Consider the following 13,129-nt stretch of genomic DNA (forward strand, 5'->3'; position numbering starts at 1 on the left):
GTTCGGGAAGGGTCTGTGGATGAGCGTCCTCGACGGGAAGATCGCGATCGTGACCGGCACCAGCCGCGGCGTGGGCGTCGGCATCGCCCACGAACTGCTGCGGGCGGGCGCGACGGTCATCGGCTGCTCGCGGTCGCCGCTCGATGGACTCCCCGGCATCGAAAAAGACTGGGCGCCCCGCGCTTTTCAGATGGTCTGCGATCAGGGGGACTACCGTTCGATCGACTCGTTCGTCGCAGACGTCGTGGCCACGCACGGCCGGGTCGACATCCTGGTGAACAATGCGGGCGGCACCGTCCCGGCGCCGCACGCCGAGCGTATTCCGGAACTGGTGCAACGCATTCAGGGCGCTCCCGCCAGCGACGACGAGTACGCGCGCACCGCGTTGTTCCACGCGTTCGCGGTGCAGATGAACCTCATCAGCCCGCTGTGGTTCGCCATCCGCGCCTATCGGCAGATGCAGACCCAGGAGGGCGTCGGCTGCATCATCAACATCTCCAGCGGCGCGGGACATCCGGCGGGTTCGCCCACGCTGGTCTCCTACGGCGCGGCCAAAAGCGGCCTCAACCACCTCACCCGCTCACTGGCCGAGGAGTGGGGGCCGAAGGTCCGGGTCAACTGCGTGGCGCTGGGTCCGACGATGACCGAAAACTTCCGGTCGTTCGTGCTGCCGAAGGACGATCCGACCGGGGAGAAGTATTTCGCGGCCGTTCCGCTGCGCCGCGCCGGGGAGCCCGCGGAGGTCGGCCGGGTCTGCGTCTTCCTCGCCGGCGGGCAGGCCGACTTCGTCAACGGCACCACCATCGAATGCGACGGCGGCATGCTACCCGGCGTGCTCTACGAGGCGGGCCTGAAGACGATCACGGATCTGCTGTAGCCCGGTGCGCCCTGACCTGGAACCCTTGTGGGACAACGCGGTCCGCGCGATCGCCCTGTGTCCCACCGCGGCGTGGACGGTCGTGGCCGACTGACGGTCGGCGAATCAGCTCGTCGCCGATCTGCGCAGACATCCGCACGCCGACCGCAGTCCCGCTTTAATGGGTAGATGGAACTGATGATGCCGACCGACGCGATCTTTCTCCTGGGAGAGTCTCGCGAACATCCCATGCATGTCGGGGGCCTGCAGTTGTTCGAGCCCCCGCCGGGTGCCCGCCGCGGCTTCGCCCGTGAGCTGCACAAGCAATTGACGGCTCAGCGGGAGTACCAGCCCACGTTTCGCAAGCATCCCGCGAAGTTCGTCGGCGGCATCGCAAACCTCGGCTGGTCGTACGACGACGACATCGATGTCGACTACCACGTCCGGCGTTCGGCGCTGCCGTCACCCAAGCGGGTCCGCGAATTGCTCGAGTTGACCTCAAGGTGGCACAGCAGCCTGCTGGATCGTCATCGCCCCCTGTGGGAGACGCACATCGTCGAGGGCCTCAAAGACGGCCGCTTCGCCATCTACACCAAGGTTCACCATGCCCTGATCGACGGTGTGTCGGCACAGAAGCTGATGCAGCGCGCGCTGTCCACCGACCCCGACGACCCGGAGATCCGCGCCCCGTGGAGTCTGCGCAAACCCAAGCGCAAGTCCAGCCCGTCGTCTCCGCTGAGTTCGTTGGCGCGCGCGGCGGGATCCCTTGCGGCCCTTGCCCCCTCGACGGTGGGATTGGCGCGCGCGGCGCTGCTCGAGCAGCAACTGACCTTGCCGTTCGGGGCGCCGAAGACCATGTTGAACGTCAAGATCGGCGGCGCTCGCCGTTGCGCCGCGCAGTCCTGGTCGCTGGACCGCATCAAGACGGTGAAGAGGGCCGCGGGCGTCACGGTGAACGACGTCGTCTTGGCGATGTGCTCGGGCGCCCTGCGCTACTACCTGCTCGAGCAGAACGCGCTGCCGGACACGCCGCTGATCGCGATGGTCCCGGTGAGCCTGCGGACCGAGGAAGAGGCCGACGCCGGCGGCAACCTGGTCGGAGCCATCCTGTGCAACCTCGCGACCGACACCGACGATCCCGCGCAGCGCCTGCTGACCATCAGCGATTCGATGCGCAGCAACAAGCAAGTCTTCTCGCAGTTGCCGCGGTTCCAGGCGCTGGCGCTGTCCGCCGTCAACACGTCGGCGCTGGCGTTGGCGGCGGTCCCGGGCTGGGTCGCGTCGACGTCACCGCCGTTCAACATCATCATTTCGAACGTGCCGGGACCCACGCAGCCGATCTACTACGGGGGAGCCCGGCTCGACGGCAACTACCCGCTGTCCATCGCGCTGGACGGCCAGGCGCTGAACATCACCCTGGCCAGCAACGCCGGCAATCTGGACTTCGGTTTGGTGGGGTGCCGGCGCAGCGTGCCGCACCTGCAGCGCCTGCTCGCGCATCTGGAATCCTCCCTCAAGGATCTGGAACGCGCTGTGGGAGAATAGAAGTCGATGGCAAAGCTCAGCGCGGGTGTGATGTTGTACCGGACCTGCGACGGCATCGTCGAGGTCTTGCTGGCGCACCCGGGTGGGCCGTTCTGGGCCCGCAAGGACGACGGGGCGTGGTCGATCCCGAAGGGCGAGTACACCGACGGGGAGGATCCCTGGGCGGCCGCGCAACGCGAGTTCGCCGAGGAGCTGGGGCTCTCGGTGCCGGCCGGGCCACGTATCGACCTCGGTCAGCTGAAACAATCCGGCGGCAAGGTGGTGACCGCCTTCGCCGTGCAGAGCGACCTCGACATCACCGACGCGCGCAGCAACACGTTCGAACTGGAGTGGCCAAAAGGATCGGGCACGCTGCGGGAGTTTCCCGAGGTCGATCGGGTGGGCTGGTTCGCGGTGGGGGCGGCGCGCATCAAGTTGTTGAAGGGCCAGCACGGTTTTCTCGACCGCTTGATGGCGGATCCGGGTGTGGCCGGACTGCCCGAACGGACCTGACATGCAGACGCTGCGCACACCCGACGAGCGGTTCGACGGGATTTCTGATTTCCCTTATCCGCCTAGGTATTACGAGCTGCCCGACGATGACGGCGGTGCGCTGCGCGTGGCCTGGATCGAAGACGGTCCAGCAGATGCCGATCCGATTCTCATGCTGCACGGCGAGCCGTCGTGGTCGTACCTGTACCGCAAGATGATTCCGATACTGGTGGCCGACGGTCACCGGGTCATCTGCCCGGACCTGGTCGGGTTCGGCCGTTCGGACAAGCCGACCCGGCTCGGCGACCACAGCTATGCGCGCCACGTCGAATGGATGCGCGCGCTGGCGTTCGATGCCCTCGACCTCCGCAACGTCACCCTGGTCGGCCAGGACTGGGGCGGGCTGATCGGATTGCGGCTCGCCGCAGAGCATTCCGAGCGGTTCGCCCGTATCGTCGTCGCCAACACCGGGCTCCCGAACGGGGACCAGCCGATGGCCGACATCTGGTGGCGCTTCCGGGAGGCCATCACGTCGGCGCCGACGCTGGACATCGGCGCGTTCGTGCAGGGCGGCTGTCGCCGGCAGATGAGCGATGCCGAGCGCGCGGGCTACGACGCGCCGTTTCCCGCCGACGAGTACTGCATCGGCCCGCGGGCCATGCCCGGGCTGGTGCCCACGTCACCCGACGACCCCGCCGCGGCTGCCAACAAGGAGGCGTGGGCGAAGCTGTCGGTGAGCCCGACACCCATGTTGGTCGCCTTCAGTGACAGCGACCCCATCACCGGGCCGATGGCCGCGATCTTCCAGCGCGAGATGCGCGGCGCGCAGGGGATCGACCATCCGGTGATCCGCGGCGCCGGGCACTTTCTGCAGGAGGACGCCGGCGAAGAACTGGCCGGCCACATCGTGGCGTTCCTGCGCCGCTGAATGGGCCGCGGCGCGGCGGATCCGGCTGCGGGCACAATGTTCAGGGTGACGACCGCGCCTACCGAAGCCACCGAATCCCAAGGGCTATTGCTGCAGTTGTTGGACCCCGCCAACCGGGCCGACCCGTATCGGCTGTGCGCGCAGTTTCGCGACCGCGGACCGTTGCAGTTGCCCGACGCCAACCTGGCCGTCTTCCTGAGCTACCGCGACTGCGACGAGGTGTTGCGGCACCCGTCGTCGAGCAGCGGGAACGCGAACTCGACGGTCGCGAAGCAGCAGGCCGAGGCCGGCGCGGCGCCGCCCAGGCAAGGACCGCCGGGGTTCTTGTTCCTCGACCCGCCCGACCACACCCGGTTGCGGAAGCTGGTCAGCAAGGCGTTCGCGCCGAGGGTGGTCAGCGCGCTGCAACCCGACATCCGCTCGCTGGTCGACGGATTGCTCGACCGGGTCGCCGAGAAGGGACAGTTTGAAGTCGTCGAGGATTTCGCCTATCCGCTGCCGGTCGCGGTGATCTGCCGGCTGCTCGGCGTGCCCCTCGAGGACGAGCCGCAGTTCAGCCGCGCGTCGGCGTTGCTGGCCCAGGCGCTGGATCCGTTTTCGACGATCACCGGTGTGCCGCCGGAAGTCGCCAATGAGCGACAAGAGGCCGGTACGTGGCTGCGTGAATACTTCCACGGGCTGATTGATCAGCGCCGTTCACGACCCGGCGACGACCTGCTGTCGGGGTTGATCGCCGTGGAGGAGTCGGGGGATCAACTGACCGAGGAAGAGATCGTCTCCACCTGCAATCTGCTGCTCATCGCCGGACACGAGACCACGGTGAACCTCATCGGGAACGCCGTGTTGGCCATGTTGCGCAATGCCGGTCAGTGGGCGGCCCTGGGCGCCGACGCCGACCGAGCGCCGGCGATCGTGGAAGAGACCCTGCGCTACGACCCGCCCGTACAGCTGGCTGGTCGAATTGCGCTCGCCGACATGGTGATTGGGGGCATCGAGGTGCCCGCGGGTGATGTCATGATGCTGCTGCTCGCCGGGGCCAACCGTGATCCCGCCGAATACGACCGCCCCGACGTGTTCGACCCGGATCGGAAAAACTTGCGGCACTTGGGATTTGGCCGCGGGGCGCATTACTGCCTGGGTGCGCCGCTGGCCCGGCTGGAGGCCGGCGTGGCCCTGGCGGCGGTGACCGCTCGTTTCCCGAACGCGCGGTTGGACGGCGAGCCGCAGTACAAGACCAACGTCACGCTGCGCGGACTGTCGGAGCTCGTGCTCGCGATCTGATCAGCGGTGCTTCGTCTGATCAGCGGTCCCATGGCGGGCTTTCGTCCATCTTCTTGTAGTACTTGGCCAGGTGGCTCTTGATCCGATCGACGTCGGAGTCGGGCACGTCGATCCCGCCGCGCGCGCCGTCCATGATCGCGCCGGCCGCCATCACCCCGCGCGGCACCGCCTTGAGCGAGCCGCCGATCACATCGGCGATCAGCAGCTTGTACCCGGTGAAGTTGTCCTTTTTGTCGCCGTCGTACCAGACGTGGGCATCGCGGTACTTCTGGTTCGGGCCGTCCTCGGCGCCGGCCCACTTGCGGACCCGCTTCTCGGCGGCGGCGCCGTCCCATTCCCGGCCGCGATCGGCCAATGGCAGATCTTGAAAGGCTGTGACTGACATACCGGCCGCGTGCCCGGTTCGGTGGGGCGCTAAACGCCCGTTTTCGAGTTATCCACAGTTGGAAGTTCCTCCACAGGTTGGCTTTTGGCCTGAGCTTTGTGTCGGCGGCGTCGTTTTGGGCGGTCGGGATTTGTCGTACCTGGTTGCGATGATGTCGTCATGTTGTCGATCGCATCCGCTGACGCCGTGGTGGTCACTGCGAGTGACCGCCTTGAGGTGTTGTTCGAGGAGTTGGCGGAGTTGAGCGGTCAGCGCAATGCGATTGATGGGCGCATTGTGGAGATCGTGGCCGAGATCGATCGTGACCAATTGTGTGGGGTGACCGGGGCGCGGTCGGTGCCGGCGTTGGTGGCCTGGAAGCTGGGCTGCTCGTCGGCAAACGCGCACACGCTCAGCGCCATCGCGGGCCGGCTGCGGGAGTTTCCGCGCTGTGTTCAGGGTCTGCGGGAGGGTCGGTTGTCGGCCGATCAGGTCGGGGTGATCGCCGCACGCGCCGGGCAGGGATCTGATGAGCATTACGCGCAGCTGGCCGCGGTCGCCACGGTCGGTCAGCTACGCACCGCGGTCAAGCTGGAACCGCGACCCGAACCCGAACCTCGGTCCGAGTCCGAGTCCGAGACCGAGTCCGAGTCCGAGTCCGAACCACGGCCCGCCCCCGAGCGCGAGCGTTCGATCACCTCAACTAGCACGGAGTGGGGCGCCTGTTATCGGATCACCCTTGGCCACTTGGATGCCGCGAAGTTCGACGCCGCGTTGGCCTCGCATCGTGAGGCGCTGATCGCCGAGTGGAAACACGACCACGGTGAGGGCGGGGGCGGTTCGGATCAGCGGCCGCCGTTGCCGAGCACCGTCGAGGCGTTAATGCGGCTGGTGGAGGCGGGCTGGGACGCCGAGACGGCCCGCCGCCCCCATGGGCAGCACACCACCGTGGTGGCCCACCTCGACGTCGGGCGGCGCGCGGCGGCCCTGCATTTGGGTCCGCTGCTGTCCGACGCCGAACGCCGCTACCTGACCTGTGATGCCACCTGTGAAGTCTGGTTTGAACGTGAGGGGCGGGTTATCGGTGCCGGGCGGGCGACGCGGGTGATCAACCGGCGGCTTCGCCGCGCGCTGGAATACCGCGACCGCACGTGCGCGGTGCCTGGCTGTGGGGCCACCCGGGGCCTGCACGCCCATCACATCTGGCACTGGGAAGACGGAGGCCCCACCGAGTTGGCCAACCTGGTGCTGGTCTGCCCGTACCATCACCGGTTGCATCATCGGGGTGTTATCACCATCACCGGACCCGCCGACGCCCTCACCGTGACCGACGACACCGGCCGAATCCTGAGCCCGGGATCACTGGCGCGCCCACCCACCGGGCCCCCACCCGCAGTGCCACCGTATCCGGGACCGACCGGCGAGCGCGCCGACTGGTGGTGGTATGACCCCTTCCAACCCCAACCACCACCGACAAACAACTAGCTAGCGGGATCAATCCTCAAACGGCTTGGGGCATCAACCGATTCGTTTCGCGACCCACGCCGACGCGCGCACCAACGCGAATCAAGCCGGGTGTTTGGACAGGATCACCGAATTGGCATGGAGCATTAACCACGCCCTTGGACAAGGCCACCATCGGCATATCGGCAATGTCCGCCAAGCCTGAGGGCCGTGCTCGAGCGAAGAGTTCTTTGCCGAGTCGATTGCCTACCGCCGCAAACACCATCGGCAACGCAGGCGCCGGGCTACGAGTGAATGTGTCATTTTGTGCCATCGCTCGTTTGGTTCGTTCTACCTTGAGGCATGACAACAGCCGACCGAGCGGACCAAGCATCATCGGTCCCTACGTCCCGCAAAGTTCTTTGCATCGTCTACGGCGCTATCACAGTCGCCGCGCTCATCGCGACGTGGAGCCAAACAGTCACGTACGTTCACAGCCCGACCGACTTCTTCGTCAATTTCTGGCGCGACACCAAAACGACTGCGGCCTCGCGCAATATCACAGCCGACGCCCTGATGCTGGCCCTAAGTGCCGTCACTCTCATGGTGACCGAAGCCAGGAAATACAATCTGCGATTCGTCTGGCTGTACATTGTCGGATCGTTCTTCATCGCCGTCAGCGTGATGTTCCCGCTTTTCCTGATCGCCCGCGAATTGCGCCAGCGCACAGCCGACGTGCCACGCCTTCGCAGGACAGACACAATTCTGCTCGCGGTGGTCGCCGTCTTGACCCTGGCCCTGACTATCAGGATCGATATGGGGTGACCACTTAACGCGACCTCTCACTTGTGCGACTGACAGTGGTCTGACGGCACCGCAGTGTGGACCTGACCCCGCTAACTGACGTTGAACAGCTGTTCGGGCGCTTGTCTCTTGTGTCCGAAAGTATGCCTGGCGGAGGCGAAATAGTCAGTGCTGCAAGACGTTTCAGATCCGCCGGACATCGCGGGTCGTGATGGCCGCAGCGTCACGGAAGGGGCCCCTCGCTTTTAGCCCGAGCCGAGGCCCGGCACGATCTCGCCCAGGCTGAACGTCACCGGCTGTTCCAGCTGTTCGTAGGTACAGGACCGCGGGTCGCGGTCCGGACGCCACCGATTGAACTGCGCGGTATGACGAAACCGCCTGCCCTCCATGTGGTCGTAGCGGACCTCGACCACGCGCTCGGGCCGCAGCGGCACGAACGAGAGATCCTTGCCGGCGTTCCACCGTGAGTACTCGTTCTTTCGGGGCGTCCGCTCGCCGGCTTCGTGGGCGGCCCAGTTCCATGGATGGTCCTCGAAGTCGGTGACAAGCGGCTGTAGTTCGCCGAACAGCCGGCGCCGCTCGGCCATCGGGAAGGCGCCGATCACGCCGACCGACGCGAGCTGGCCGTCGTCCTGGTAGAGGCCCAGCAGCAGCGACCCGATCGCGTCCGCGCCGGACTTGTGCACCCGGTAGCCGGCGACCACACAGTCCGCGGTCCGTTCGTGCTTGACCTTGAACATGACCCGCTTGTCCGGCTGGTAGGTGACGTCCAGCGGCTTGGCGATCACGCCATCGAGGCCGGCGCCCTCGAATTCGTCGAACCATCGCTGCGCGGTGCCCAGGTCGGTCGTCGCCGGCGTGACGTGGATCGAGGGCCCCGAGCCCACGGCGTCGACGAGGGCGGCGCGCCGCTCGCTGAACGGCCGTCGGGTGTAGTCGTCGTCGCCCAGGGCCAGCAGGTCGAACGCGATGAACGACGCGGGCGTCGCCTCGGCGAGCATCCGCACCCGCGAGTCGGCCGGGTGGATGCGTTGTTGCAGCGCCTCGAAGTCCAGGCCGTGGTCGGTGGCGATGACGATCTCCCCGTCGATCACGCAGCGCCCCGGCAGCTCGGCCTTGACCGCGGCCACCAACTCGGGGAAGTAGCGGGTCATCGGCCGCTCGTTGCGACTGCCCAGCTCGACGTCATCGCCGTCGCGGAAACAAATCGACCTGAATCCGTCCCACTTGGGCTCATACGACGCGTCGGGCGGAATCGAGCGAACGGACTTGGCGAGCATCGGCGACACCGGCGGCATGACGGGGAGGTCCATAGCCTGATTGTGCTGGAATCGTTGGTATGGCTGCTGCAGAAGAGGTCGACGTCGACGGTGTCGCGGTCCGCCTGACCAACCCCGACAAGGTGTATTTCCCCAAACTGGGGTCCAAAGGCACCAAGCGGCACCTGGTTGACTACTACCGCGCCGTCGCGGGCGGACCGATGCTCGACACGCTGCGCGATCGCCCCAGCCACCTGCAGCGATTCCCGGACGGCATCGACGGTGAGGAGATCTACCAAAAGCGGATCCCCCAGCGCCACCCCGACTACCTGCAGACCTGCCGGGTGACCTTCCCGTCGGGGCGGACCGCCGACGCGCTGAAGGTCACCCATCCCGCGGCGATCGTCTGGGCGGCGCAGATGGGCACGATCACCTTGCACCCCTGGCAGGTCCGTTGCCCGGACACCGACCACCCCGACGAGCTGCGCATCGATCTGGATCCGCAGCCCGGCGTCGCGTTCGAACAGGCGCGCACCGTCGCGGTCGGCGTGTTGCGGCCGCTGCTCGACGAGCTCGGCCTGGTGGGTTACCCGAAGACGTCCGGGGGCCGGGGCATCCACGTCTTCCTGCGGATCACCACCGACTGGGATTTCATCGAAGTGCGCCGCGCGGGCATCGCGCTGGCCCGCGAAGTGGAGCGCCGCGCGCCCGACGCCGTCACCACGGCGTGGTGGAAGGAAGAACGGGGCGAGCGCATCTTCGTCGACTTCAACCAGAACGCCCGGGACCGCACCATGGCGTCGGCGTATTCGGTGCGGCGCACGCCGATCGCGACGGTGTCGATGCCGCTGACATGGGACGAGCTCGCTGGCGCCGAGCCCGACGAGTACACCATGGCGACCGTCCCCGATCTGGTCGCGGGCCGGGAAGACCCTTGGGCCGCAATGGATGATGCGGCTCAGTCGATCGCAACGTTGCTGGAGATGGCCGAGGCAGACGAAGAGCGCGGCCTCGGCGACATGCCGTATCCGCCGAACTACCCGAAGATGCCCGGAGAGCCCAAACGCGTTCAGCCAAGCCGGGATACGGATCGTAAAGGCGGGAAAAGGTAGACCGAAATTCGTTAGGTGATGGGCCTCTGGGCCGCGATTGGCCCTCTCGCAGCGCTGAACCGCCAGCCCACGCGAGCGTTTCAACGGTAGCACCGGGAGGCGGCGGCTGGAAGTGATCCTCTTGTGCCGCAGCGGCTTAGGAGAAGCGGATTCACACCGCACGAATGCCCTCACCCGAGCTGCCAGGGTGTCGGGGCCGACCGCTTCAGCGCCGTTTCGCTGAGGCGATTAGCTTACCGCGAACGCGCATAAAGGGCAGCAAGAAATTCGCGAAGAGCGTGCGCACGGCCCGAAGGATGCGCACGCCGTCGCGGCGCTGAGGTGTCGGTCATGTTGGAAAGTGACCGGATCAGGGCCCAATGCGTACTGCTAAAGCGTTGGTGCCCAACCGCGTTCACGGCACACGACCGCGCTGGTGCTGTCACGGCGTCGTCCGATGCACGAGGGGATGTATCGGCTTCGGCCGTGCGAGGAACTGGCACCCAATGCCATTAACGGCGCATGGGTGCTGTCTTCGGGGTCCTGTTGGCTGCCGGCGAACCTACGGAGTGCAGGTCAGATTGGGTCCGCAGTCGATAGTCAGCGGGAATGTGCAGCCGGAGGCCGTGATGGCGGTGAAGGTGAGGAGCAGGCCGAGAACGACCTTGTATTTCAAACCAGACATAACAACTCCTTCCGTAGGAGAATTCTTACGCCCGAGGAGCGTTATATTACGTGAGTACAATGCGGAATGCCATGGGAACCAGCGAAATAACGTCGTTCTACGTCAACTGATTGAATTCTGCCGGCGCCGCGTCGTCCGCCGGGTTCGGGGGCCGGCGTTGCCCGGCGTCTCTGGAAATCCCTGGTGATGCCAAACGTATTCGGGGGAACAGGGATTCGGCGCGCCGGGCATTGCCAATCGCGACCGCATTTGTGCGAATCGGCAACACCGTGAAGGCGTTTCGGGTCAGTGGGGACGGGCGTAAGGTTCCAAATCTGGTCAACCCGATCGAGAAAAGTAAGCTCTGGTGCTATGCCGGTGGCTTCGCGAGCGTGGACTGTGGCCTGCGCGCTCATGCTGTGGGCGGCCGCCGGTGTCCTTGCCCCCGCCGCGGCGCCCGCCGAGCCCGCGTCCGGCGGCTTCGGTGAAAGGTTGGTCGGCTGGGACACCTATCGTCGGTTGGATCGGCTGCCCTATCTGGACGCCGGTTCGCAGACGCTGCAGGTGTCGAGTTTCGATCGCAGCGGCGGCGATTTCGACATTTCCACCGGCAACCGGAACGGCACCGGCGGCTGTCTGGCGCCGGGCGGGGCCGGCTGCGTCATCGCGGAGGATCACGGTGCCGGAGAAATCGATTCGATCTGGCTGACCCGCGACGGCGGCAATGTTCGTGCCATCGGACACATCCGCATCGAGTTGGACGGGCAGACCGTCGTCGACACGCCGTTGCAATCGCTGGTCGACGGCGAACTGGGCGCCCCATTCGCGTGGCCGCTGGTGGCCAACGCCGCCCAGTCGCCGGGCGGGGTCTATGTCAAGGTGCCGATGCCCTATCGGCGATCGATGCGGGTCAGCGTCGCATCCCATTTGGAGTATTACCACGTCGACTATCGGCAGTTTCCGAATGCCGATGGAATAAACACGTTTTCGCCCGCCGATCCCGCGCTCGACGTGCTGGACACCCTTCGCGCCGCGGGAACCGCCGACCCCAAGCCGACGACGGGCACCGCAAAACACGACATTCGGGTCGTCGACATTCCCGCGGGCTCCGGACAAACAATCACCGAAACCAGTGGCCCGGGCAGCATCTCGGCGCTGCGGCTGCAGCTGCCGGCGCCGGCGGATCACCTGCTGGTTGGACTGCGCCTGCAGATCGAGTTCGACGGCCGGACCATGGTCGACGCGCCCCTCGGGGAATTCTTCGGCGCGGGGCTCGGTGCCAACCCGGTGCGATCGCTGCTGTTCGCCGCCAGCCCGCAGCCCGGCGGGTCGCTGATCTTGTGGGGTTGGTGGCCAATGCCTTTCGCGGACTCGGCCCGCGTCACGCTCGTCAACACCACCGTCTCGGAGCTGTCGGAGATCGGTAGCGACGTCACGACCACACCGGATGTCCAGTGGGCGGCGGCGCTGGCCAGCGGTCGCGCCGGCTACTTCACCGCCCGCGCCCACGCCGGCCCGACCGTCCAGGGCCAGGACTGGGTGTTCGCCGACGAGCAAGGCCACGGCAAGTTCGTCGGCGTCAGCCAGACCATACGGGGCCAGCGGACCAAAACGGCGTTCAGCGACGGCGCCCCATACTTTCTCGAAGGCGCCGAGCGGGTCTACACCGACGGCGCCGCGTCCCCGCAGTGGTACGGCACCGGCACCGAGGATCTCTACGAGGGGGGCTGGTATTTCAAAGACGGCACCCACTTCAGCGACCCGCTCAACGGCCAACCCGACCAACGCACGGCGGCCGGCGGGTGCGCCGACTACTGCGTCGCCGTCTACCGGATCATGCTCGCCGACGCGATCGGCTATCGTTCTGCGCTCCGCTTCGGCATCGAGCACGGCAAACGCAACATGGTCGAACCCGACTACAGCTCAACCGCATTCCTCTACACACAGCCGGCCACGGTCCTGACCGGCAGCGACGACGTCCGCCCCGCCGATCCCGTCGACCGCGTCCTGCACGGCTACACCGACACCGACGCCACCGATCAGTTGTTGGTCAGCGAATACGAGGGCACCGAGGACACCCTGCCCGTCGCCGGCTCGGTCCGCGGCACCCAGGGCGCGATCGCTTTCCATGTCCAGGTTGATCCGGACAATCGCGGTGTCCTGCTGCGGCGCACGTCCGATCAGGCGACCGGCTTTCAATCGGCGGACGTCGTGGTGGACGGCATGCCCGTGGGCACGTGGCTACAGCCGCGCAGCAACACCTTTCACCGCTGGCTGGACGACACCTACCTGGTACCGCAATCGGCCACCGCGGGCAAAGCGCAGCTGACGATCACGCTCACGCCCACCCCGGACGCACCGCCCTGGACCGCCAGCCGCTACCACGTCGATGCGCTGACGGGACCGTCCGGCTAGAGAGCCAC

General features: G+C 66.6%; 12 protein-coding genes. 9 read left to right on the forward strand and 3 right to left on the reverse strand.

Going from position 1 to position 13,129, the window contains the following annotated elements:
- The first annotated feature begins 19 nt into the window (after window positions 1–19).
- The 5 genes from JF781_RS06920 (at window position 20) to JF781_RS06940 (ending at window position 5,081) form a co-directional block, all read left to right on the forward strand.
- A complete protein-coding gene (locus JF781_RS06920; RefSeq protein ID WP_225326090.1) occupies window positions 20–877 on the forward strand; it encodes an SDR family NAD(P)-dependent oxidoreductase in 858 nt (285 codons plus the stop codon).
- A gap of 168 nt (window positions 878–1,045) precedes the next feature.
- Window positions 1,046–2,401, forward strand: a complete 1,356-nt coding sequence (locus JF781_RS06925) for a wax ester/triacylglycerol synthase family O-acyltransferase (RefSeq protein ID WP_225326091.1) — start codon at window positions 1,046–1,048, stop codon at window positions 2,399–2,401.
- Window positions 2,402–2,407: 6 nt separating this feature from the next.
- Window positions 2,408–2,893: an NUDIX domain-containing protein gene (locus tag JF781_RS06930; protein ID WP_225326092.1), complete on the forward strand. Its 486-nt coding sequence runs from the start codon at window positions 2,408–2,410 to the stop codon at window positions 2,891–2,893.
- Window position 2,894: 1 nt separating this feature from the next.
- A complete protein-coding gene (locus JF781_RS06935; protein ID WP_225326093.1) occupies window positions 2,895–3,800 on the forward strand; it encodes a haloalkane dehalogenase in 906 nt (301 codons plus the stop codon).
- Between the two features lie 45 nt (window positions 3,801–3,845).
- On the forward strand, window positions 3,846–5,081 hold the full coding sequence (locus JF781_RS06940) for a cytochrome P450 (RefSeq protein ID WP_225326094.1): 1,236 nt from the start codon (window positions 3,846–3,848) through the stop codon (window positions 5,079–5,081).
- A 19-nt stretch (window positions 5,082–5,100) separates the two neighbouring features.
- Here the strand turns inward: JF781_RS06940 and JF781_RS06945 are convergent, their stop codons facing one another.
- Window positions 5,101–5,466, reverse strand: a complete 366-nt coding sequence (locus tag JF781_RS06945) for a hypothetical protein (protein ID WP_225326095.1) — start codon at window positions 5,464–5,466, stop codon at window positions 5,101–5,103.
- Window positions 5,467–5,625: 159 nt separating this feature from the next.
- On the opposite strand from JF781_RS06945, the gene JF781_RS06950 reads away from it, so the two are divergent.
- Window positions 5,626–6,930, forward strand: coding sequence for an HNH endonuclease signature motif containing protein (locus JF781_RS06950; protein ID WP_225326096.1), 1,305 nt, complete (start codon window positions 5,626–5,628; stop codon window positions 6,928–6,930).
- A gap of 321 nt (window positions 6,931–7,251) precedes the next feature.
- Entirely contained in the window at window positions 7,252–7,713 is a 462-nt protein-coding gene (locus JF781_RS06955) for a DUF2834 domain-containing protein (RefSeq protein ID WP_225326097.1), read from the forward strand.
- A 224-nt stretch (window positions 7,714–7,937) separates the two neighbouring features.
- On the opposite strand, the gene JF781_RS06960 is transcribed toward JF781_RS06955, so the two are convergent.
- Window positions 7,938–9,005 (reverse strand): ATP-dependent DNA ligase, encoded by a 1,068-nt coding sequence (locus JF781_RS06960; RefSeq protein WP_225326098.1) that lies wholly within the window; start codon window positions 9,003–9,005, stop codon window positions 7,938–7,940.
- Window positions 9,006–9,031: 26 nt separating this feature from the next.
- Here JF781_RS06960 and ligD point away from each other — a divergent pair, with 26 nt between their 5' ends.
- Complete coding sequence (ligD, locus tag JF781_RS06965; RefSeq protein WP_225326099.1) at window positions 9,032–10,063, forward strand: non-homologous end-joining DNA ligase; 1,032 nt, start codon at window positions 9,032–9,034, stop codon at window positions 10,061–10,063.
- 541 nt (window positions 10,064–10,604) lie between these two features.
- Here ligD and JF781_RS28415 read toward each other — a convergent pair.
- Complete coding sequence (locus JF781_RS28415; RefSeq protein ID WP_255641285.1) at window positions 10,605–10,727, reverse strand: hypothetical protein; 123 nt, start codon at window positions 10,725–10,727, stop codon at window positions 10,605–10,607.
- Window positions 10,728–11,120: 393 nt separating this feature from the next.
- Between JF781_RS28415 and JF781_RS06970 the strand changes: the two genes are divergently transcribed.
- Window positions 11,121–13,121: a glycoside hydrolase family 172 protein gene (locus tag JF781_RS06970; RefSeq protein WP_374109677.1), complete on the forward strand. Its 2,001-nt coding sequence runs from the start codon at window positions 11,121–11,123 to the stop codon at window positions 13,119–13,121.
- The last annotated feature ends 8 nt before the right edge of the window (window positions 13,122–13,129 follow it).

It is taken from the genome of Mycobacterium sp. WUMAC-067, assembly GCF_020217485.1.
Lineage (GTDB): Bacteria > Actinomycetota > Actinomycetes > Mycobacteriales > Mycobacteriaceae > Mycobacterium.